Genomic DNA, 21,327 nt, shown 5'->3' with positions numbered 1-21,327 from the left:
GGACGTCGTGCGGGCGGGGGGGCGCGTTGGGTCCGGGCGGGGGGGGGGTGGGCGCGGGGCGGCCCCGGCGGCCCACGCCCCGCGCCGAGATCCGTCAGACGTCGGTGCCCTCCCTCCAGACGGGGCCGTCGGGGTAGCGGTGGTCTGCGGCGGAGGCGGGGTACAGTTCGGCGCCGATCCCCGGGGCGGCGGGGGCGAGGTAGTTCCCGTCGCGGAGACGGACCGGGGCGGTGAAGTGCTCGTGCAGGTGGTCGACGTACTCGATGACCCGGTCCTCGGTGGAGCCGCTGACCGCGATGAAGTCGAACATCGACAGGTGCTGCACCATCTCGCACAGCCCCACGCCGCCCGCGTGCGGGCAGACCGGGACGCCGAACTTCGCGGCGAGCAGCAGGATGGCGACGTTCTCGGTGACTCCGGCGACGCGGCTGGCGTCGAGCTGGAGGATGTCGATCGCGCCGGCCTGCAGCAGTTGCTTGAACATGACCTGGTTGTGGCAGTGCTCGCCGGTGGCGACCTTGACGGGGGCGACCGCCCTTCGGATGGCGGCGTGGCCGAGGATGTCGTCGGGCGAGGTGGGCTCCTCGATCCAGTACGGGTCGAAGGGCTTCAGGCCCCGCATCCACTCGATCGCCTGAGGTACGCCCCAGGCCTGGTTGGCGTCGACGGCGATCCGCACGTCGGGGCCCACCGCCTCGCGGGCCAGCCGCAGGCGGCGCAGGTCGTCTTCGAGGACGGCGCCGACCTTGAGCTTGATCTGGGTGAACCCTTCGGCCACCGCGTCCTGGGACAGTCGTACCAGCTTCTCGTCGGTGTAACCGAGCCAGCCCGGGGTGGTGGTGTAGGCGGGGTAGCCGTGTTCCAGCAGGTGGCGGCGGCGCGCGGCCCGCCCGGGCTCGGCGCGCCGCAGGATCTCCAGGGCTTCGTCCCTGGTCAGGGCGTCCTGGAGGTAACGGAAGTCGACGAGGTCGACGAGTTGCTCGGGGGTCATGTCGGAGAGCAGCTGCCATACGGGCTTGCCCTCGCGGCGGCCGTAGAGGTCCCAGACGGCGTTGACGACGGCTGCGGCGGCCATGTGGATCGCGCCCTTCTCCGGCCCCAGCCAGCGCAGTTGGCTGTCGCCGGTGAGCCGGCGGGAGAAGCCGCCGAGATCGGCGAGGACCTCTTCCAGGTCCAGCCCGAGGGCCAGCGGCGCGAGGGCCCTCACTGCGGCCACCGTCACGTCGTTGCCCCGGCCCACCGTGAACGCCAGTCCGTAACCCACGTCGCCGTCGCTGGTGCGGATCGTGACGTAGGTGGCCGAGTAGTCGGGCTCGGGGTTCATCGCGTCGGACCCGTCCAGGTCGCGGGACGTCGGGAAGCGAACGTCCGTCGCCTTCACTTCGACGATGTGGTTCATGTGGTCTGCCTCCATCAACAGCACGGAAATGTGGACAACTCCCCTGGCCCTGTCCCAGCGGATACATGGGACGGACCGTCGATCCGGTTCGGATCGCGTTCGGCCCGGAGGCCAACCGGCGGGTCGGACGGCACGCGCGTCGCCCGCGAGAGGCTGCGCGGAGTGGGGTGCTCTCCGGACATTGGATGTATGCGTGGGAAGCCCGGGGGTGCGGCTCTCCGCCCGACCGATGAGGGCGCCGGCCCGCACGGCGGACGGCGTCGCGGGTGCGCTCGGACCGCGCGCCACCGGCGCCTCCGCCTGGCCTCCGTGGCCCGGTGGGACCTTGTGAGGCAAGACATCCCATGAATATCTGCGCCTGACCATACGGTGGGTGACCACCGAGCGCAAGGACCGGCCCTCGCCCCACAGTGGCGACGAGCTCTCAAGGTCGCGCAGGACCACCGGCGATGCCCACCGGGCCGGGTGGTCCCCCAGCAGCCGGACGTTACGGTTGGGATTCGGCGGAGCACTTCCCTTGTCACGTCGGCACCCCGCTCGTAAAGTCCTCGCCATCGAAGCCATCCCATGTATCGAGGGATCACGGTTTCCGATAGGCCTGGGTTCTCCGGTCACCGAAGGGGTGCGGCCTCCTCGGATCCCGCACCGGACGCCCGGACGCGACGCCCGTCTCGTACCTCAGGAGCCCGCGCAACCGGCTCCCTCCCCTCTCCTCCCCCACCCTCATCCGGCTCGACCCAAGCGTCGCCGGACGCACCGCCAAGGAGACCCCCATGAGTCACACGTCCCGTACCGCCGCCGCGGCGGCCGCCGCCCTCCTGCTGGCCGGGCTCGGCACCGCCTGCAACCGCGGCAGCGAACCGGCCTCCTCCGCCGGCGGCGCGGCCAAGCCCGCCATCGGCATCGACCTGCCGCGCGCCGACTCCGACTTCTGGAACTCCTACGCCCAGTACGCGAAGAAGGAGGTGGCCGGCCAGGGCCTGAACGCGCTTCCGATCAGCAACTCCCAGAACGACGTCACCAAGCTCGTCGCCAACGTCCAGGTCTTCCAGAACACCGGCGCCAAGGCCGTCGTCATGGCTCCGCAGGACACCGGGGCGATCGCCTCCACCCTGGAGCAGCTCGCGGCGAAGAAGATCCCCGTGGTCAGCGTCGACACCCGCCCCGACACCGGCCAGGTCTACATGGTGGTGCGCGCCGACAACAAGGCCTACGGCACCAAGGCCTGCGAGTTCCTCGGCAAGCAGCTCGGCGGCAAGGGCAAGGTCGCCGAGTTCCAGGGTTCGTTGAGCTCCATCAACGGCCGTGACCGGTCCGAGGCCTTCGCCACCTGTATGAGGACAAGATTCCCCGACATCCAGGTGATCGAGCTGGCCACCGACTGGAAGGGCGACGTCGCCTCCGCCAAGCTCCAGTCCACCCTGGCCGCCCACCCCGACCTCGGCGGTATCTACATGCAGGCCGGTGGCGCCTTCCTCCAGCCCACCCTCGCCCTGCTCCAGCAGAAGGGCCTGCTCAAGCCGGCCGGCGAGGCGGGCCACATCACCATCGTCTCCAACGACGGCATCCCGCAGGAATTCGACGCCATCCGCAAGGGCCAGATCGACGCCACCGTCTCCCAGCCCGCCGACCTCTACGCCAAGTACGCCCTCCACTACGCCCAGGCCGCCGCCCAGGGCAAGACCTTCACGCCCGGCCCCACCGACCACGGCTCCACCATCATCACGCTCCCCAACGGCCTGGAGGACCAGCTCGCCGCCCCGCTGGTGACCAAGGAGAACGTCGACGACAAGACCCTGTGGGGCAACAACGTCGGTCAGTGACCCCGCCGGCCGGCAGGCCCCGCCTGCCGGCCCACCTCCCAGCGGAAAGGAACCCATCCCCCATGGCGGACAGCAGCCGCCCGAGCGTCCCCGTCCTCGAAGCCAGCGGCATCGGCAAACGGTTCGGCGCGACAGTCGCCCTCGTCGACGCCCGCCTCACGGTCGCCCCCGGCGAAGCACACGCCCTCGTCGGCCGCAACGGCGCCGGCAAGTCCACCCTCGTGTCCATCCTCACCGGGCTCCAGGCGGCCGACACCGGCACCCTGCGCTTCGACGGCGAGCCGGCCCCCGCCCCCGGCAACACCGACGCCTGGCGCTCCAAGGCGGCCTGCGTCTACCAGCGCTCCACCATCATCCCGGCCCTCACCGTCACCGAGAACCTCTTCCTCGACCGGCAGAGCGACCGGGCGCTGCGCCCGATCAACTGGAAGCACCTGCGCCGACGGGCCGGCGAACTGCTCACCGAGTACGGCGTGGACGTCGACCCGACCGCACGGGCCGACCAACTCACCGTCGAGCAGCGCCAGTTCGTCGAGATCGCCCGCGCCCTGTCCTTCGGCGCCCGGTTCATCATCCTCGACGAACCGACCGCCAAGCTCGACGCCCGCGGCATCGAGCGGCTGTTCGTCAAACTCCGCGAACTCCAGGGCCAGGGCGTCGCGTTCCTGTTCATCTCGCACCACCTCCAGGAGGTCTACGACCTCTGCGACACCGTCACCGTCTACCGCGACGCCCGGCACATCACCACCGCCACCGTCGCCGGCCTCGACCACCACGCCCTGGTCGAGGCCATGACCGGGGAATCCAGGGGCCACGCCGCCGACGAGCACCCGTCCGCCGGGCCGGCGCCCGACGCCCCGAACCTCCTCGAACTCGACCACCTCACCCTCTCCGGAGCCTTCGAGGACCTCAGCCTGCGGGTCCGGGCCGGCGAGGTCCTCGGCCTCGCCGGAGCCACCGCCAGCGGCAACGTCCAGGTCGGCGAGAGCATCGCCGGGCTACGCCGCCCCGCCGCCGGGACCATCACCGTCGCCGGCCGGCCCCTCCGCGCCGGCCACGTCCCGGCCGCGCTCGCCGCCGGCGTCGGCCTGGTCCCCGAGGACCGGCACCTCCAGGGCCTGGTCCCGCACCGCAGCGTGGCCGAGAACGCCACCCTCACCGTCGCCGACCAGCTCGGCCCGTTCGGCACGGTGCTGCCCTCCCGGACCAGGGCGTTCGCCCGGCGCATGGTCGCCGACCTGGACATCAAGACCCCCAGCCCGGACACCCCGGTGGCGGCCCTGTCCGGTGGCAACCAGCAGAAGGTCGTCATCGCCCGGGCCCTCGCCACAAGCCCCCACGTCCTGGTCGCCATCCGGCCGACCAACGGTGTCGACATCAAATCCAAGGAATCCCTGCTCGGCACGGTGCGCGCGGTCGCCGACGCGGGCAAGAGCGCCCTCATCGTCTCCGACGAACTGGACGACCTGCGGGCCTGCGACCGGGTCCTCGCGATGTTCCACGGCCGGGTCGTCGCGGAGTTCCCCCGCGGCTGGAGCGACGAACAACTGGTCGCGGCCATGGAAGGCATGACCGGCACCGACACGAAGGAACACGATGGCTCCCACCGCTGAACTCACCCCCCGCTCCATCACCCGGCCACGCCTGGAACTGGCCCGCTACCGAGACCTCTCCCTCCTGCCCGTCCTCCTGGTCCTGGGTGTCATCGGCGTCATCGTGTCCCCCGCCTTCCTCACCGCCGACAACCTCCTGGGCGTCGGCCAGCAGTCCACCGAACTCAGCCTCCTCGTCCTCGCCCAGGCACTGATCATGATCGCCGGCCGGATGGACCTCTCGCTGGAGTCCACCATCGGCGTCGCCCCCGTCATCGCCGTCTGGCTGGTCCTGCCCGACCAAGGCTCCCGCTTCACCGGCCTGGGCCTGCTCCCCGACTGGAGCGCCGTACCCCTCTGCCTCCTGGTCGGCGCCCTCATCGGAGCCGTCAACGGATTCCTCATCCTCAAGCTGCGCCTGAACGGCTTCATCGTCACCCTCGGCGCACTCACCCTGCTGCGCGGCCTGCAGATCGCGATCTCCGAGGGCCAGTCGATCGTCAACCTGCCCTCCTCCCTCACCTACCTCGGCAAAGCCTCCTGGCTCGGCGTACCCGCCGCCATCTGGATCTGCGCCACGCTCTTCCTCGCCGGCGGCACCGCCCTCGCCTGGCTGCGCCACGGCCGCGCCCTCTACGCGATAGGCGGCAACGCCGAAGCCGCCCGCGCCGCCGGCATCCGCGTCGACCGGATCGTCTGGATCGTCCTGATCCTCGGCAGCGTCCTCGCGGCGTTCGCCGGCATCCTCTACACCGGCCACTACGGCTCCATCTCCGCCGACCAGGGCAACGGCTGGATCTTCCAGGTCTTCGCCGCCACCGTCATCGGCGGCGTCAGCCTCAACGGCGGCCGCGGCACCCTCTTCGGCGCCCTCACCGGCGTGCTCACCCTGCAACTCGTGGTCAACGTCATGACCCTGGCCGGCGTCCCCCCGCTGTGGAACCAGTTCCTCAACGGCGCCATCATCATCCTCGCCCTCATCGTCTCCCGCTTCACCTCCGGCGAAAAGCAGGACTAGCGGCGGCTCGCCCTCCGACCTGGTCAGAGGCATCGTGGGGGAAGGCGGTGGGCCGGCGACGGCCGAGACGGGCAGGGGGCGGTCCTCGCGGAGCGCCCCTCCACCGCGTGCGACCGTCGTTGGCGGCCGATCGTGGTGGGCCGAAGGCGTCGTCATGCCGAAGGCCCTGCCCCACCCCTTCCGAGGGCCGAGCCCCGCCGCCGCCCCGACGGAGCGGACCCGAGGGCCGGTCCGAGCGGGCCCGGGCCCGCCCTCCTTGGCCTGACCTCCCGTCATCGACGCCGCATCGCCGGCACCGCCCCGTGCGACACGCGGGGCGGTGCCGGTCCGTCGCCCCGACCGGTAGCGCCGGCTCGCGCCGATCCGGTACCACGCTCTTGACAGACGAAGTCCGCGGCCGCAATGTATCGAACACTTCGTTACTAAAGAGGAAGGCCCATGAAGAGATCCTTACGACCCTCGGTCGCGACACTCCTGATCAGCAGTTTCCTCGCAGCCACCTCGGTCCTCGCCGCGACCGGCCCCACCCGAGCCACCACTCCCGCGTTCGACACAGCTCCAGCGGCCGCCGGCCTCACCCGCCTGTTGCACGACAAGGCGCGGCAGATCACCCTGGTCCCCGTGGCCAGGACCGGCGTCGACGACTCCTTCACGCTCTCCGGCACGAGCGGTGCGATCCGGATCGAGGGCACCTCCCCAGCCACCCTCCTCGCCGGCGCCGGCTGGTACCTGAAACACGTCGCCAAGGTCGACGTCGGCTGGCCCGGCGACAGCCTGGGGAGGCTTCCCGCCACCCTGCCCGCCGTGCCCGGCACCATCACCAACACCGCGGTCGTCCCCCACCGCTACGCCCTCAACGACACGGACGACGGCTACTCCGGCGCCTACCGCACCTTCCAGTCCTACCAGCGGGACATCGACCTGCTGGCGTTGCACGGCGTCAACGAGGTCTTCGTCCAGATGGGCGCCGAGTACCCCTACTACAAGGCGCTCCAGAACTTCGGCTACTCCGCGCAGGACCTGCGGGAATGGATCCCCCAGCCCGCCCACCAGGGCTGGTGGCTGCTGCAGAACATGTCCAACACGACGAACAACCCGGTCAGCGACAGCCTGATCAACGCCCGTGCGGCGCAGGGCAGGCAGATCGCCGACTATCTGCGCTCCCTGCGGATGACCCCGGTCCTGCCGGGCTACTACGGCAACGTCCCGACCGACTTCCGGGCGAAGAACCCCACGGCCCACGTGGTCGAGCAGGGCATCTGGCAGGGATACCAGCGCCCCCACTGGCTCGACCCCACCTCGCCCGTCTTCGCGGAGGTCGCCGCGGCCTACTACTCCGCTCAGCGGGAGAAGTTCGGCGACAGCACGATGTACAAGATGGACCCCCTGCACGAGGCAGGCGGCAAGAGCACCGACATGGACCTGCCGGCGGTCGGCGCTGCCATCCAGAAGGCCCTCAACACCGCTCACCCCGAAGCGACGTGGGCCATTCTCGGCTGGTCGGACAACCCCGATCTGATCAAGAACCTCGACAAGTCCAGGACGCTCGTCCTCGACGGCGTCTCCGACCGCTACGACGACCTCGACCGCGAGACCAAATGGGGCGGCATCCCCTACGCGTTCGGCGCGATCGACAACTTCGGCGGCCACACCACGATCGGCGCCGCCACCAGCACCTGGGTCGAGCGCTTCGAGGCCTGGCGCACGAAGCCTCACAGCGCACTCAAGGGCATCGCCTACCTGCCCGAGGGAACCGGTGGCAACCCCGCCTCCTTCGACCTGTTCACCGAACTCGCCTGGCGGCCGACCGGGATCGACCAGCGCGCCTGGTTCGCGGACTACGCCTCCCGCCGGTACGGCGGCACCGACCCGCACGCCACCGCCGCCTGGGACCTGCTGCGCAGGGGTCCGTACAGCCTGGGGACAGGGTCGTCGGCGGAGCCACAGGACAGCCTCTTCACCGCCCGGCCCGACCTCGGCGTCAACAGGTCCGCGTCGTGGAGCCCGACGGCCGTGCGCTACGACGCCAGCACCGTCCAGAGGGCCCTGGCCGAACTCCTCCAGGTCGACAGCGCGCTGCGCACGAGCGACGCCTACACGTACGACCTCGTGGACACCGCGCGCCAGGCGCTCACGAACCGCTCGCGCGTGCTGCTGCCGCAGCTCAACGCCGCCTACAGCGCCGGGAACCTGACGGCCTTCCGCGCCCTGGTCGAGGAATGGGCCGACGACATGGCCCTGCTGGAGCGGCTCACCGCCTCCGACTCCAGGTTCCTGCTCGGGCCCTGGCTGGAGCAGGCCAAGGCATGGGGCGCCACTGCCGCGGAGAAGGCTCAGCTGGAGTACGACGCCCGCTCGCTCCTCACCACCTGGGGCAACACCGCGGAGCAGAGCAACGACGGTGCGCTGCACGACTACGGCAACCGCGAGCTGGCGGGCCTGATCGGCGACTTCTACGCGCCGCGCTGGGCAGCGTACTTCAAGGTCCTGGACACCGCGCTGGCGACGAACAGCGCTCCGCTCACTCCGACCGAGGCCGAGGTGTTCGCCGGCGACGACCGGTGGGCCCGGAAGTCCGACACCTACGCCACCGTCCCCGTCGGCGACTCATACGCGCTGGCGAAGCAGATCAGCGACACCCTCCCGGCGATCGATCCCGCAGGGCCCATCACCAACACCCCGAGCAGATGCGTCGACATCCCCAACGCCGACGCCACCAACGGCAAGGCGTTGCAGCTGTACTCCTGCAACTCCACGGAAGCCCAGCAGTGGACGCCCGGCACCGGCACGGACAGGACCATCCGTGCGAAGGGACGTTGCATGGACGTCCGCTGGGGAGCCACGACCGCCGGCACCGTCGTCCAGATCCACGAATGCAACGGCACGCCTGCCCAGGACTGGATCAGCGCGCCCGACGGAACCCTGAAGAACACCAAGTCGGGCCTGTGTCTGGCCACTGTCGCGGGGAGGACCGAGGTCGGGACGGGGCTGGAGATCGCCGTCTGCGACGCCACCAGCGCGGCCCAGCGCTGGACCGTGCCCAGCTGACCCGTCCCTCCCGCACGCCGGCCGAACGCCGGCCCGCGTCCTCGGCCGAGGACGCGGGCCGGCATCACACCCGTTCGCCGACCGCGATCCGGGGCTCGACAGCGTGCAGGGCGGCGCGCACCGCGCCCAGTGCCACCCCCCGCTCCCCCAGTTCGGACGCCACCACCTCGACGGGCACCAGCACTTGGTTCGCCAGATGACGACGCACCGGCCCGAGGAGAGCCTCGCCGGCGATGGACAACCCGCCTCCGATGACCACACGCCCCGGGTCCACCAAGAGGAGGAAGACCGCCAGCCCCCGTGCGAAGAGGCGTGCGACCTCGTCGACCACGCCCACCGCGATCGGGTCGCCGGCCCGCGCCGCGTCGAAGAGCACCGGGAGCCCCTCCTCGCCGGCCGCCAGCCCCGCAGGGGCCACGGTCCCAGCCGCCGCGTATGCCGCGAGGGCCGTCCGGTGGAAGGCCGAGGCCCCCACCAGCCGTTCGAAGGCGCCCATGCCGTCCGGTGCGTCCGGTACCGTCGGATCACCGGCCTGCCCGGTCGGGTCGAGGTCGACGAAGCCCAGCTCGCCGGCCGCCCCGGAGGCCCCGCGGTACGGCCTGCCGTCGATCACGATGCCGATGCCGATGCGCTGCCCCCACTGCACCAGCGCCAAGTTCTCGCCGCCTTCTCCCCCGTCGCCCGCGCCGAGCTCGGCGAGCACCGCGAGCGTGACGTCATTCTCCAGTCGGACCGGGCAGCCGAACCGCTCAGCCAGTTCGGGAACGACCGACAGACCGGTCCACCCGGGAATGCTGGGCGCCCTGAGGACCGTGCCGCCCTCACGATCGACGATCCCCGGCGTACCGACACAGACGGCCCACAGGTCAGCGGCGTTCAGGCGCGCCCGCTTCAGCGCCTCCGCGACGGCCTCCTTGGCGATGACGACAAGGTCGCCTCCGCGAGTGTGGGCCGGCACGGAAGCCCGGTGGCTGGCGACCACCCGGCCCTTGAGATCGGCGACGATCACCAGGACCTTGTGCGGGCCTATGTCGACACCGCAGACATGGCCAGCCTCCGACCGGAACCGCGCCAACCGCGCGGGCCGGCCCACCGTCCGGCCGTCCGGTTCGTCGGCGGGATTCACCACGATGTCCTCGACGAGACCCGTCTCACAGAGATCCGCCAGTGCCCGCGTGACCGCGGGCCGCGAGAGCCCGGTAGCCGATATCAGGTCGGAGACCCGGCACGCGTCCAGCTCCGCGGTCCGCAGAGCCGACAGCACGGCCTCGCCGTTCATCCGGCGCAGGACGTGCGGGCCACGAGCCGCGACAGGACCAGCCATGTGTTCGTCACCCCTTGCCTCGGCCGTGTGAGCGGATACGCCCGGTCGGCATGCCGGCCGAGCACACTCCGATCGTAACCAACTGTCCGTCGGCCTCGACAGTGACGATGTTCATGGGGACGCCGCGACGGTCCTGGATCTCCCGGCTCGTTGCTCCCACGGCTCGGGGCCGGCTCCGGGCCGGCTCCGGAAGTTCCCGCCGTCGCCATCCTGCGGGCGGCGCGGCCGCAGGAGTTCAAGCGCACGGTGATCGACGAGGTGCGGGAGAGTGGTGCCCGGCGGGGGAAGGACGGGGCCGGGATCAAGCCGCCGGAGCGACGCGTCAGCTCATCAACGACGCACCGCCCCAGACGCTTTGACGGCCTTAGCGCTGCGGCTGAGCGTCGGTCGATGCTCTGACAGCCGATGGCAGTCCTGCCACCGTGTCCCGGGCCTGCTCGCCGTCAGGGGGTGGTGCCGCGGGGGGCGGCGTTGCCGGACGTTCCCCGCGGCGGCATCCCGTTCGGGGGCGCGACCGCATCAAGGACGACTGGGTGACACAGGACACGGGGAAACGACCTGGGACCGTCCCGGCGAATCGGTCGAAACGGACTGTCAGGTTCCGGACATTGCAAGAACTGTCCGGAAGATGATCGTCAGCACGTCAGACAAGCCCGTGACCTGCGCCGTCACAGAAACACCACACCGCTTCCGGTCGGAATTGGTCTCGACCATTGCCCAGCCTTCACAATCGGAGGAAGCTCCTCGACGAAGCGCAGGGGGCACGGACCCCGGCGCTCACCAATGGGAGGAAGACCACCATGTCGCTTCGCAAGGCATTCTCCGCCGTGACCGTGGCCGGGATCGTGGCCGGCGGCGCCCTGATCGCCGCCCCGACCGCCCAGGCGGCCACCTACACCTACATCGGCATCTACCCGACCGCCGCCGCCTGCCACGCGGCCGGCCAGGCCTACGTGAACAGCCACCAGGCCATCGTCTACTTCTGCGACACCACCACCGAGACCGGCCCCGCGCGGCTCTCCGCGGTCCTCTACTAAACCGCCGGAACGCACTGATGGTGGGCCGCACGACCGGCGGCCCACCATCGTCCGAGCGGTGGAGAAAGGCGACCGGGCGCACCCCGCGGTGGGAGATCGGGGTGTCCCGATCGAGACAACCAGCGCATCGGCCACGTGCGACAGAACACTGGTCAATACCCGTGGACGGTTTGGTCATGTCGCCGGGTCGGTTCCCCGGAAACCCCGCCGGCGGGAACGCGGAGCGGCTGACGCCAGGAATTGGGCTCCCGTACCTCGGACAGTCACGAACGCGGCGGGGACTGGAAACGGAGCGTCAGCCACCACGCCAGTCCCCGACCCTGCTCAGACCATCCGGAACGCGAGGGCGTTGTCGGCGGACAGCTTCAGGGTGTAGGTCCAAACCGTCCCGAACACCTCGTCCTTGAAGGAGGTGCGGACGGCGTCCAGGAAGTAGCCCCAGCGCTCGTCCTGGATCACCGACCAACCGGCCTCGTTGGTGTGGATGCGGAACTTGAGGTCGGTGTTCGCCGACTCGACGCACGGCATGACATCGATCTCGTCCCCCGGGTACTTCACCGGGTCTCCGGCGGTCAGGCAGTAGAAGTCCATGGTCTGGAGGTAGACAGCCGGACCCTCGCCCCGGCAGATGAACCACTGCGTCCGGCCACCCCAGTCCGGGGTCAGCAGTTCGGCCTGGTAGCGGCGGAACGGCCGGTCGCGGTCAAAGGACTTGTAAGGGTGCGAGGAGAGGTAGGTGGGGCCGTAAGTCTGCCAGTGGGAGGGGAAGGTGGTGCTCGGATCTCCCGGTATGCCCCAGTCGCTGTAGTCGCTCGGGCTCTGGAACCCGACCGCCCTCTCGTCGCACACCGTGCCGTACGGCCCCTTGAACGGCGCCGCCGAGGCCTGCGGGGCGGCGAGCATCAGCAACGCGCTGGCGAAGGCCAGCACCAGGGCGGCGAGGGAGCGCGCCCTCCGCGCCCTCACGCGCACCTCAGCTCACGCCGGGCCAGCTCCTGGACGCTGCCGGGGGTGACGGGCGTCGCGCAGGAGATGGTGCCCTGGAGCTCGACGGTGTAGGTGGTGTACGGGGCGGTGCCGCCGGTCAGGGTGTTGACCCAGACACCGGTGTTGGCTCCGGTGCGGGCGCACTGGTAGCGGACGAACTCGCCCTCGACCTTGTGGGTGCCCTTGAACAGGCCGTAGTCGCCGGGGCTATTGAAGTTGTACCTGAGCGTCCGCGACCACGTGCTGGTGCTGGCCTTGGTCTTCTGCACGGAGAAGCCCACCTTGGCCGAGACCTTGGCGAACAGGATGCCCGCCGAGGCGGTGATCTCCACCGAGTTGTTGTAGGTGGTGCTGACGCTGTCGACCTCGGAGAGCGTCTCCTCGTAGGCACCCGTGCTGCCGGGGGCGATGGTGATGCCGCTCCAGTGCGTGATCACGGGGGCGACCCGGGCCGTGGCGACATCCTGCCAGATCGTCTCCAGGTTCGGGTTGCAACTGTCGGACGGCGGCCGGGGCAGCGGGTCGGCCTGGGCCGTGCCGGCGGCCAGACCGGTGAGGCCGGCCAGGGTGACGGTGAGCGTGGCCAGGGCCCCGAGGCGCCGGAGGCGGCGCCGAGGGTGGGCGGCTTCCACAGGATCCTCCTGTTGACGGGAGTGCCAGGCCCATGTCAGTACGTGCCCGGCGCACCGGATTCTTCCTCGTGTACGAATGACGCTTCCATCCCAGGGAGTTGGGATACTCCCGCCCCCACTCCCGTGTTAGAGAACGCCTTCTCCCGGCTGGGGCGTTCGACATCTCTCGGGTCGGCGGGGCCGGAGGCCGTGCAGGTCGGCGCGTGAGGATCCGCTCGTGACGTGTGATGTGTGCGGACGGGCGGTGTGGCGGCGGCCGCTGGCGTCGACAGCGTGGACGGAGGAGCTCTGGTCCTGTTCCGCCAAGGTTTGTGGCAGTCTACGCGGTTTGCGTAATTTCGCCCGCGCCTTCGCCAGCCGCCTCCTGGTCACTATCGGTCGGGCAGGTCGCGTGTGGAGGCGGGGCGCCACCTTGATGTGGGCGTGACTCCACCTACTGGCGATCAGCGGCGACGGCCGACGCGGTGCTGCCCCGGGCGCGACGCGACCGGGGCAGCGGTTGGGCGAGGACGGTTCAGGAAGCCGCCGGCGGGTCGGTGATGCCGTCGATGAGGAGCCCGTCGAGGTTGACCTGATACCAAACGTCCTTGGTGGTCCCGTCCTCGAACTTCTCGGTGAGGATGACGGTGGAGTGTCCGGCGGGGCTGGTGTCGGCCGTCTTCCAGGAGTAGTCGATGGTGGGGACGTCCTGGGAGCGGAAGACGGGATCCTTCTGGTTCGCGGCGCCCCAGTCGTAGAGAGCTCCGTCGAGCTGCTTGGTGAGGTACTCCTGGCGGACGTCCATGGCGCTCGTGCCCTGCGAGTGCTGGCCGAGGATCGCGTCGCGGTAGTCGCCGAAGAAGGTGTAGACCTGTTGTTCCGGCCTGGTCGACCGCGTCGAGCTCGCCCCTGCGGCTGCGGACACCCTCAAGCCGTCAGCCTCGGCGGGGAGGGACAGGAGACCGGGGCCGGCCAGCAAGGTCACGGCGCAGGCACCAACCAGGGTGCCACGCAGCTTCATCCAGTAGGACATGCGGATCTCCTCAACACCGATCGCCCTGACCGTATGCCAGGAAGCAGTCACAAGAAGTGAACCAGTCGCGAGCGAACTCATGACGCGGACGCACGGGCGGCGACCGATCACATCAGTCTCCCGAACAGCCGCGTTCCCGACGACGGACACGATCGGGACACGGAGACACCAACGGATCGCGGCCGTAGAAGCCGTGACCGCCCCGCCGGCCGGCCGGTGGGGCGGTCACGGCAGGCGATCGGGGCCGACGGTGCCCGCACCCCACGGACACTCACATCCCCTTCGACGTGAGCACATCCCCCCGCGGACGACAGCCCACCCGCTCCCCGGGTCGACGGTCCCCACTGGCCAGCCGACCGGAAATCTTTCGGCACGGGCAGGTGCGGACACCTCACTTGAGGCAGGAACCGCCGCAAGATCTCCTGCCCCGAGGCGGAGAGCACAAGAAGCTCGGGCGCCGACACAAGAGGCCGGCGAGGTCCCGTTGTGAGTGATTCGGCGCCGACCGCAGTCCTTTCCGCGCGCGCGACGCGTGGGTGGGTGGCTGCGGTTGATCGGCGTTCGAACGCCCGGTACTGCTCGTGTCCCGTCTCAGTTGAGCTTCGTCGATGGGACGGCGCCTGAACTGGGCGGACGCAACGGGATGTGAGACCAGGCAAGTCAAGTGATCTCACATCCCGTTGTCGCTCGGACGGGTTCGCCACCAAGTGTCTCGGGCTCGGTTGCCGCTGATCCGTGTGACCAGCCGTCAGGATTGGCGAAGGCATGAGCACGCGTTCCGCGGCTCCTGCGGCCCAGTGCTACCGTCCATTGCGTCGGCGGCCTGCACAGACCACCCGTTCGAGGAGAAGTCACCTATGTCAGAAGAGACAGCCGAGGCGGCAGTCGACGAGCCGTTCCTGATGTCCATCGTGAACGTCAATTCTCTCCCGGGGGGCGACACCGTTCTGTTCGGCCGCATCGAACGCGGCAGCGTCAAGGCGGGGGACGACGTCGAGATCGTCGGCGCCGGCAAGTCCCTCCCGGCCACATGCGCCGGGGTCGAGGTGGACCGTACGGCAGCGGAAGGAGGGGACGGGAAGGCCGTGGCCGTGCTGCTGCGTGGCATCGCCGCCAAGGACATCGAACTGGGTCAGGTCCTGGCCAAGCCGGGCAGCTTCACGGCACGCACCACCTTCAAGGCCAACATCTACGTGCTGAGCGCGGACGAAGGCGGCCGCGATGCCTCCATCACCTCGGGATACCGGCCCCGGTTCGTCATTCGCGGAGGCATCATCGACGGGTCCATCAAGCTGGCGGACGGGATCGACAGGGCGACGCCCGGCGAGAACACCGACCTGACCGCCACTCTGGACCGCGAGATCGTCTTGGTGGAGGGCCTGCGCTTCTCGTTCCAGCACGGCCCGGGAATCGTGGCGCGCGGAGCCGTTACCGAGGTCGTCTCGTAGGTTCGGGGCCGCGTTCGTGCTCCGGTCGGTGCCGGCTCTTGGGCCTTCACCGTCATCGCTTGCCACTTGAAGTGGACGAAGCCACGCAGCAGCCGTTGGCGAGCCCGGTCGCCTCGGCCCGACGGAGCCGGCCCCTGCCCCGCCACCAGGACGACCCGCCGTCAACACGCTGCACCCGTCGACGAACAGCGCGTCCTCGGGCGGGCATCGAAGCGGCGGCCCGTGGTGAGCCGGCCGGGCTGGACACGGTCGGCTCACCACGGGCCGTCTTCGAGACTCGCGCGGCGCGGTGTCCGGATCAGCTCCGTTCGGGGAGCCGCGGCGTGGGGCGACCGTTGGCGTTCGGGTCCGCGGCCGACGCGCCGGTCATCGAAGCCGTCGAGGCCGCTGTGGGTGCCGCGGAGGGCTGGAGGGACCGCAGGATGGCCAGCCCCTGACCGGCGATACCGGCCGCGATCCGGTTCACCCCGTCGGTGCCGTTCAGGACGGTCAGATCGGCGCCCGCCAGGCCCCGGGCCGCCGAGTCGGCGAGTGCGGGCAGGACCTCCACGATCCGGTTGGCCGCGATCAGCTCCTGGTTGCCGTCCCGCAGCGACGCCGCACGGACGGCGTTGGCGTCCGCCTGGGCCTGGGCCAGGGCCCGTTCCGTGTAGGCGCCGGCGTCGGCCTCGAACTTCACCCGGTCGCGGTCCGCCTCGGCCAGCGTCCGCTTCCGGTAGGCCTCGGCGTCGGCCGGCCGCCGCACCTCCGCCTCCAGCCGCTGCGCCGTGAGCGCCGCATTGCGCTGCGCGAGGGCGGTCTGCTCCTCGATGACCTCCTGGGTGGCCCGGGCCTCGGCGAGCGGCCCGGCCTGGGAGGCGCGCGCCCTGGACTGCTCGGTCTCCGCGAGGAAGCCGGCCCGCTTGATCGCGGTGTCCCGCTCGTACTCGGCCTTGAGCGCGGCGGCCTGCTGCTCCCGTTCGCTCGCCTCCTGGTCGGCCTTGGCCTGGGCGATCCGGGCCTGGCTGGCCACCGCCGCCGCGTGCGGCGCGGCGAGGTTGTTGATGTAGCCGGTGGCGTCCTCGATCTCCTGGATCTGCAGGGCGTCCACCACGATGCCGAGCTTCTCCATCTCGCCGTGACTGCCTGCCATGACCTCCTGCGCGACCCGGCTGCGTTCCCTGATGATCTGCTCCACGGTCAGCCCGCCGATGATGGAGCGCAGGTGGCCCGCGAAGATCCGTCCGACCAGTTCCTGCATCTGGTTCTGTTCGGACAGGAAGCGCCGGGCGGCGTTGGCGATCGACACGGCGTCGTCGCCGACCTTGAAGACACAGACCGCGCGGACGGTGAGCCGGATGCCCTGCTGGGTGACGCAGTCCTCGGCGATCTCCGCCTCCTGCAGGGCCAGGGACAACATGCGGGCCTTCTGCTTGACGGGAACGACGAAGCTCCCGTGGCCCGTGACGATCCGGAACTGGGTGTCCTGCGACTGCCGCTTGGAACCGGAGATGAGCATGGCCTCGTTGGGCGCGGGCACGTGCCAGAACAACATGACGAACCACCTGACCTGCAACAGATCGACGAGGGCCGCGGCGGCCGCCGGGCTCAGGGCGGCAGCGGCTCGACCAGCACCGACCGGGCGGAGATCGTGTCGATCACGATCACCCGGGTGTTGACCGCGATCGGCGCGGCGGACCACGCCGCGAACACCTCCGACCCGCCGCGCAGGCCGACCAACACCTCTCCCGGCCCTTCCGCCGGGATCGGCACCGTCACCCTGCCGACGGCTCCGACCGGGCTCTGCCGGGAATCATCGGCCGCGAACATGACACCTCGCGCCGTGCGGCACGACGGCGCGGTGGGCGGCCGGAACACGAACGGCCACGGGCAGCACCCCTCCTGGAGGCACCGGGCCCCCGGTCGAGTCCTTCGGCAGAATGCCTGCGAGCAGCGCGCACGGCGCGACCGCCCCGACACCTCCCACGGTACTCCGGCCGTAGCGGCGAGGCGCTTGTCGGGAACCCGGCCCGGATCTCCGACCCGGGAGCCCCGGACCCTATCCCGCCGGGCCCGACCAGGACACTGGGCCACCCACCAAGCGGAACGCGGATCGGCGGGCCGCCCAGAGGACGCCCACACCGTCGGCGAAGCGGCGGGCGAGCACCGCACAGCGCCGCCCGCGACGTTCGGCGCGTGACCCGCGACCCGCGACCGCGACCGGCCACGCCGCCGACCCCGATGGTGTCGACGAGGAACAGCTGGTGCGGGCGGTCGCCTGACAGGAGGGCCACGGCTCGCGCGCAGAGCCGTGCCGCCTCGCGCGTCTTCAGAGGGGGCCGCACCAGGTGGCCCCGGAGGCTGCCTTCACCTCCCGGAGGCGGCACGGCAACCGCTCGTGGTCACGCTCGCACGCCGTGGGCCTGAGCAACGAACGCCAGGCCGACCGTCCGTCCCACCCGCCAGGGGCCTCGTGGAGGCCGCAGCGGCGGCTCTCGGCGGAACGGACGCGATCCCGTCCGGGTCGATCGCCGTGCAGCGGTGCTCGGCCTTGCCCTGCCTTGCCCGCGCGGTCGGCATGAGGCTCCGTGGAGGTCGCGTGCGCTCGGATGCCTCCGGGCCGGGATCAGCGGCCCTTGGCCTCGAAGCGCTCGAAGTCCCGGCCGCGCGGCCCGGCCTGCGCGAACAGGGACTGCCCGACCACCACATCCGGAGCACCCACCAGGGCGCAGATCCGGCGCAGGATGTCCTCCCCCGGGATCCGGGAGCCGTCCGACGCCGGATCGTTGCGCACGCGGGCCAGCGCTTCCGGGTCGGCCAGACCGGTCTTCCGGGCGATCTCCGCGCAGTCCCTGCGCCACAGCTTCAGGTGGGCGGCCAGCTGGGCAGGATCCTCGGGCGGGGTCCAGTCCGCGCCCCAGCCGAGGCTGAGGTAGCCGCCGGTCGGGTAGCAGGCGGTCGCCTGCGCGCACCAGCCGTCGTCCTCCAGGAGCCAGGCGCCGGCCTTGGTATCGACCGCCAGCTCCCAGGCGGGGTTGAGGATCCGGCTCCGGGGAATACGCCCGAATCGGGGCCTCGGGCGGTCGAACAGCACCGCGCTGCCCGGCCCCGCCCCGGTGTGGAGGTAGCCCCCGACCTTGGAGCGGAGCAGCGCGGCGCGAACCTGGTCACGGTCGGCGGCGGTCACAACTGCGTACGTGGGCACGGTGGTTCTCGCGTTCAGTCGGCGGAGCGGAAGGCGGAGGCCGGGTAGCGCAGCTCGGCGGGCACGGCGGCGTCGATCGCGGCGACGGCCGGGCCGATCCCGGCGAACAGGTCGGGCAGCACCGGGAGGAAGCAGTTGCCCGTCCCGTAGACCACCCGGCCCGGGCCCTGCATTTCCACACCCACCACGTCGGTGAACGCGATGGCGTGCACCGAGCCGTCCGGCTGGCGCATCCAGAGCCCGTCACCGGTGACCATCAGGCGTACCTTCCGGGCGCCCGAGTAGCGCAGCCGGGCCGTCAGAGGAGGACGGAACTCCTGTCCCTTGCTGGGGAGTTCGCCGCCTTCTCCGCAGGAGTACTGACGGAGCTCGGTGCCGTCCGCCCAGTGCGCCCGCACCTCGACCTCGCACGGCACGACCAACAACGCCGAGCCGAGGGCGGTGGCGAACGCCTCCCGGACCCGGGCCGGAGTCAGCTCCTCGATCACGTCCAGCCGGGCCCGGTTGCCCATCGGCGCATCGGCGAGCAGGTGTTCGGCCGCGGCTTCGACCAGCTCGTACTCCACCGCACGTGGGTCGAGGAGGACCTCCCGGGAGGCCTCCACCTCCTCGGCGAGCTCGGCCTGGGGCACCTCCTCGGTGGCCAGCCGGAGCGCCTCCTGCCAGAGCAGTTCGCAGACCCGCTGCTCCTGGCCCTCCCTTGCCTCCATGCAGATCGTCCGCTCACCCCGGCCCGGGGCGACGAACACCGCGTCGCCGCCCACGTCGTAGGTGAGCCCCTCGCGGTGACGGACGGTCTCGGTGAGGCGCTGGCGCAGCAACTGGACGGCCACGAAGACCGCCTGGTCGTTCAGGTCGCAGGAGAGCGACAGCCCCGGACCGGGCACCTGGGCCTGCTGCCAGGACGGACCGGTCTGCCGGACTGTCTGCTCGGTGGCGCGGGCCGGGCGCTCGCCGCTGGGCAGCGGGAGCCGCAGGCCGGCCGGCGGCGGCCCGGTCAGCACCAGTGCCGCGTTCTGGGCGTGGAAGTACCGCGCCACGGTGTCCTGGACCGCCTCGACCGGGATCCGGTCCGGCCCCGGGCCGCCGAAGGACGCCAGGCCGACGCCCTCGGTGCCGTAGCGGATCGAGAGCAGCTCGGCGGTGGTCGGGTCCGCCACTCCGCTGCCCTCCGCTTCCAGGACGCCGGCCTCCTTCTCGATCCGCTCCAGCGGCAGGACGGTGAGCGCGCGGCAGACCCGCTCCAGGAAGTCGGTCACCTGCTCCGGGCGGCCGGTGCAGGTGAACTGGGTGAGGGCCAGGTCCACCGAGGCGTTGTGGTCGAAGTGCAAGCGGGGCAGCGTGCTCATCGCCAGGTGCTCGATCAGGTGGGTGACGCCGAGGGTCCGGAAGGTCTCGTCCCGGACGCCGCAGCCGAAGACCAGGGTGGCTTCCAGCGGGCCGGGAGTCTCTACCCAGAGCACGGGGACGCCGTCGATGAGTTCGCGTTTCATTGGGCGATCATACGATCGGATTTAGACACGTCGGCATCACATTTTGGCCCCCGCTACCTGAACCGGCCGTTGACGTCGTCGGAGCTGTGCGGGTTCGCCGGGGCGGAGAACATCGCCTCGGTGGGCCCGCGCTCCACGATCCCGCCGGGGGGTGCCCTGCTCGTCGAGGGGGGAGGCGCACTGGTCGCGGACCCGGTGCGCCTGCTGCGTGTCGCGGGGCGACAACCACCGCGCGGATGGTCTGCTCGATCCGGCCGCTGGAGGTCGCCTCGATTCCCGCAGGTGGGCGGTGTACTCGCGGGCGTCGGCCAGCCGCCCCGCATCAGCCGCTTCACCCACCGCGGATCCGGTGGCGAGGTCGTGCTCGCGAAACCGGCCCGCAAGGAGCTTGTCCATCTGGGTGTTCTGCTCATTGAGGGCCATCACCTCCTTGGCCACGGCGTGGATCACTCGCACGATGATCTCTTCCCGGTGACGGTGGTGCTGGTGCTCAGCAGCCCTGCGGACCAGCACCACACCCTCCCACCACGGGCCCCGGACCGAATGGGATGGTGCTGGCGACAAACGCGAACGTCGGTCTCCAGGACCACAACTGGGTCTTGAAGACCGACGTCACGTCGGGCCCCGAATTCGCCAACAGCACCCCGAATGGTCCGGGGTACCCGGGCGCCGGGCGGTCAGCCACTGATCACGGGTAGACGGTCCTCACCAGGTTCCGGGCGTACCCGCCCCACAGCGCAGTTGCCCCACCGAATGAAACCGTCGCCTTCGCGGGCACGCTCGGCTCACCCCACGAGAGAACCCCGAGGCGCAGCTCGTTGTCGATGATGTACACCGCGAACTTGATGTACCGGTTCTCACCTTCCGGATGACCCTTCAAGGACTTGAGAATGTAGTAGTTCGAGCCGATCTCCGTAACCTGCACCGGGGCGTTCCCCGGTGTGAGCTTGCACGTCTGGTTCACCTTCAGCACGTCTCCGCACCCACCGAAAGGGAAGTAGTCGGTGAAGTGAGTGACGGCGAGCTGGAAGACTGCGTTCTTGACGGCCGCGCCAGCGGGAGTGTCAGCCAGAGGGAAGATCCCGAACTCGCACCGGTACTGATAGTTCGAGCTGGTGTCGACCTCCGCTGAGCACCGTCCTGAGGCAGGTGACGCGGCGGAGGGTGTGGCAGCCACGGTCAAGCCGAGCATGACCGTGACGAGAAGTGCGAAAAGCCTTGGAGCCAGGCGCTTCACATCATCCCCCTTCAAGTCAGTCGATGATTTCGAGTGATCCTTGCCGGACAGGCCGGTCAGCGAACCATACAACTCTCGGCATGAACAGACTAC

The 21,327-nt window shown here is 70.5% G+C and carries 17 protein-coding genes; 6 read left to right on the top strand and 11 right to left on the bottom strand.

The window, feature by feature from the left end:
- Positions 1-94 precede the first annotated feature (94 nt).
- Complete coding sequence (locus ACFXHB_RS09330) at positions 95-1,399, bottom strand: enolase C-terminal domain-like protein (RefSeq protein ID WP_380573263.1); 1,305 nt, start codon at positions 1,397-1,399, stop codon at positions 95-97.
- A gap of 773 nt (positions 1,400-2,172) precedes the next feature.
- Between ACFXHB_RS09330 and ACFXHB_RS09325 the strand changes: the two genes are divergently transcribed.
- The 4 genes from ACFXHB_RS09325 (at position 2,173) to ACFXHB_RS09310 (ending at position 8,880) form a co-directional block, all read left to right on the top strand.
- Positions 2,173-3,222 (top strand): sugar ABC transporter substrate-binding protein, encoded by a 1,050-nt coding sequence (locus ACFXHB_RS09325; RefSeq protein ID WP_380573262.1) that lies wholly within the window; start codon positions 2,173-2,175, stop codon positions 3,220-3,222.
- A gap of 62 nt (positions 3,223-3,284) precedes the next feature.
- Positions 3,285-4,835, top strand: coding sequence for a sugar ABC transporter ATP-binding protein (locus ACFXHB_RS09320; protein ID WP_380573261.1), 1,551 nt, complete (start codon positions 3,285-3,287; stop codon positions 4,833-4,835).
- Positions 4,819-5,832 (top strand): ABC transporter permease, encoded by a 1,014-nt coding sequence (locus tag ACFXHB_RS09315; protein WP_380573260.1) that lies wholly within the window; start codon positions 4,819-4,821, stop codon positions 5,830-5,832. Before ACFXHB_RS09320 ends, ACFXHB_RS09315 begins: the two co-directional genes overlap by 17 nt.
- 438 nt (positions 5,833-6,270) lie before the next feature.
- Positions 6,271-8,880, top strand: coding sequence for an alpha-N-acetylglucosaminidase TIM-barrel domain-containing protein (locus tag ACFXHB_RS09310; protein WP_380573259.1), 2,610 nt, complete (start codon positions 6,271-6,273; stop codon positions 8,878-8,880).
- Between the two features lie 64 nt (positions 8,881-8,944).
- On the opposite strand, the gene ACFXHB_RS09305 is transcribed toward ACFXHB_RS09310, so the two are convergent.
- Positions 8,945-10,204 carry an ROK family protein gene (locus ACFXHB_RS09305; RefSeq protein WP_380573257.1) on the bottom strand — a complete coding sequence of 420 codons (1,260 nt, stop codon included), beginning with the start codon at positions 10,202-10,204 and terminating at the stop codon, positions 8,945-8,947.
- Between the two features lie 800 nt (positions 10,205-11,004).
- On the opposite strand from ACFXHB_RS09305, the gene ACFXHB_RS09300 reads away from it, so the two are divergent.
- A complete protein-coding gene (locus tag ACFXHB_RS09300) occupies positions 11,005-11,241 on the top strand; it encodes a hypothetical protein (RefSeq protein ID WP_380573256.1) in 237 nt (78 codons plus the stop codon).
- A 324-nt stretch (positions 11,242-11,565) separates the two neighbouring features.
- On the opposite strand, the gene ACFXHB_RS09295 is transcribed toward ACFXHB_RS09300, so the two are convergent.
- The 3 genes from ACFXHB_RS09295 to ACFXHB_RS09285 form a co-directional block, all read right to left on the bottom strand.
- Positions 11,566-12,207, bottom strand: a complete 642-nt coding sequence (locus tag ACFXHB_RS09295; RefSeq protein WP_380573255.1) for a hypothetical protein — start codon at positions 12,205-12,207, stop codon at positions 11,566-11,568.
- Positions 12,204-12,860, bottom strand: coding sequence for a hypothetical protein (locus tag ACFXHB_RS09290; RefSeq protein ID WP_380573254.1), 657 nt, complete (start codon positions 12,858-12,860; stop codon positions 12,204-12,206). The genes ACFXHB_RS09295 and ACFXHB_RS09290 overlap by 4 nt, the downstream gene beginning before the upstream one ends.
- A gap of 514 nt (positions 12,861-13,374) precedes the next feature.
- Complete coding sequence (locus tag ACFXHB_RS09285) at positions 13,375-13,872, bottom strand: hypothetical protein (RefSeq protein WP_380573253.1); 498 nt, start codon at positions 13,870-13,872, stop codon at positions 13,375-13,377.
- An 857-nt stretch (positions 13,873-14,729) separates the two neighbouring features.
- Here ACFXHB_RS09285 and ACFXHB_RS09280 point away from each other — a divergent pair.
- Positions 14,730-15,320: an EF-Tu/IF-2/RF-3 family GTPase gene (locus ACFXHB_RS09280; RefSeq protein ID WP_380573252.1), complete on the top strand. Its 591-nt coding sequence runs from the start codon at positions 14,730-14,732 to the stop codon at positions 15,318-15,320.
- A 298-nt stretch (positions 15,321-15,618) separates the two neighbouring features.
- On the opposite strand, the gene ACFXHB_RS09275 is transcribed toward ACFXHB_RS09280, so the two are convergent.
- The 6 genes from ACFXHB_RS09275 to ACFXHB_RS09250 form a co-directional block, all read right to left on the bottom strand.
- Complete coding sequence (locus ACFXHB_RS09275; RefSeq protein ID WP_380573251.1) at positions 15,619-16,854, bottom strand: SPFH domain-containing protein; 1,236 nt, start codon at positions 16,852-16,854, stop codon at positions 15,619-15,621.
- A gap of 53 nt (positions 16,855-16,907) precedes the next feature.
- Complete coding sequence (locus ACFXHB_RS09270) at positions 16,908-17,129, bottom strand: hypothetical protein (RefSeq protein WP_380573250.1); 222 nt, start codon at positions 17,127-17,129, stop codon at positions 16,908-16,910.
- 796 nt (positions 17,130-17,925) lie between these two features.
- Positions 17,926-18,504: a hypothetical protein gene (locus tag ACFXHB_RS09265; RefSeq protein ID WP_380573249.1), complete on the bottom strand. Its 579-nt coding sequence runs from the start codon at positions 18,502-18,504 to the stop codon at positions 17,926-17,928.
- Between the two features lie 14 nt (positions 18,505-18,518).
- On the bottom strand, positions 18,519-19,997 hold the full coding sequence (locus ACFXHB_RS09260) for an insulinase family protein (RefSeq protein ID WP_380573248.1): 1,479 nt from the start codon (positions 19,995-19,997) through the stop codon (positions 18,519-18,521).
- Between the two features lie 36 nt (positions 19,998-20,033).
- Positions 20,034-20,513 carry a hypothetical protein gene (locus tag ACFXHB_RS09255; protein ID WP_380573247.1) on the bottom strand — a complete coding sequence of 160 codons (480 nt, stop codon included), beginning with the start codon at positions 20,511-20,513 and terminating at the stop codon, positions 20,034-20,036.
- A 172-nt stretch (positions 20,514-20,685) separates the two neighbouring features.
- Positions 20,686-21,234: a hypothetical protein gene (locus ACFXHB_RS09250; protein WP_380573246.1), complete on the bottom strand. Its 549-nt coding sequence runs from the start codon at positions 21,232-21,234 to the stop codon at positions 20,686-20,688.
- Positions 21,235-21,327: the final 93 nt, after the last annotated feature.

Origin of the sequence: Kitasatospora sp. NPDC059327, assembly GCF_042752535.1 — a bacterium.
In the GTDB taxonomy this organism is placed as follows: Bacteria; Actinomycetota; Actinomycetes; order Streptomycetales; family Streptomycetaceae; genus Kitasatospora.
The sequence above is the reverse complement of the archived record's forward strand: the minus strand, read 5'-3'. Positions and strand labels throughout refer to the sequence as shown.

What these genes read in the sequence shown, in the direction of transcription:
- ACFXHB_RS09330 (WP_380573263.1), bottom strand. Translation starts at nt 1,399, where the DNA reads ATGAACCACATCGTCGAAGTGAAGGCGACGGACGTTCGCTTCCCGACG.
- ACFXHB_RS09325 (WP_380573262.1), top strand. Translation starts at nt 2,173, where the DNA reads ATGAGTCACACGTCCCGTACCGCCGCCGCGGCGGCCGCCGCCCTCCTG.
- ACFXHB_RS09320 (WP_380573261.1), top strand. Translation starts at nt 3,285, where the DNA reads ATGGCGGACAGCAGCCGCCCGAGCGTCCCCGTCCTCGAAGCCAGCGGC.
- ACFXHB_RS09315 (WP_380573260.1), top strand. Translation starts at nt 4,819, where the DNA reads ATGGCTCCCACCGCTGAACTCACCCCCCGCTCCATCACCCGGCCACGC.
- ACFXHB_RS09310 (WP_380573259.1), top strand. Translation starts at nt 6,271, where the DNA reads ATGAAGAGATCCTTACGACCCTCGGTCGCGACACTCCTGATCAGCAGT.
- ACFXHB_RS09305 (WP_380573257.1), bottom strand. Translation starts at nt 10,204, where the DNA reads ATGGCTGGTCCTGTCGCGGCTCGTGGCCCGCACGTCCTGCGCCGGATG.
- ACFXHB_RS09300 (WP_380573256.1), top strand. Translation starts at nt 11,005, where the DNA reads ATGTCGCTTCGCAAGGCATTCTCCGCCGTGACCGTGGCCGGGATCGTG.
- ACFXHB_RS09285 (WP_380573253.1), bottom strand. Translation starts at nt 13,872, where the DNA reads ATGTCCTACTGGATGAAGCTGCGTGGCACCCTGGTTGGTGCCTGCGCC.
- ACFXHB_RS09280 (WP_380573252.1), top strand. Translation starts at nt 14,730, where the DNA reads ATGTCAGAAGAGACAGCCGAGGCGGCAGTCGACGAGCCGTTCCTGATG.
- ACFXHB_RS09275 (WP_380573251.1), bottom strand. Translation starts at nt 16,854, where the DNA reads ATGTTGTTCTGGCACGTGCCCGCGCCCAACGAGGCCATGCTCATCTCC.
- ACFXHB_RS09270 (WP_380573250.1), bottom strand. Translation starts at nt 17,129, where the DNA reads ATGTTCGCGGCCGATGATTCCCGGCAGAGCCCGGTCGGAGCCGTCGGC.
- ACFXHB_RS09260 (WP_380573248.1), bottom strand. Translation starts at nt 19,997, where the DNA reads ATGAAACGCGAACTCATCGACGGCGTCCCCGTGCTCTGGGTAGAGACT.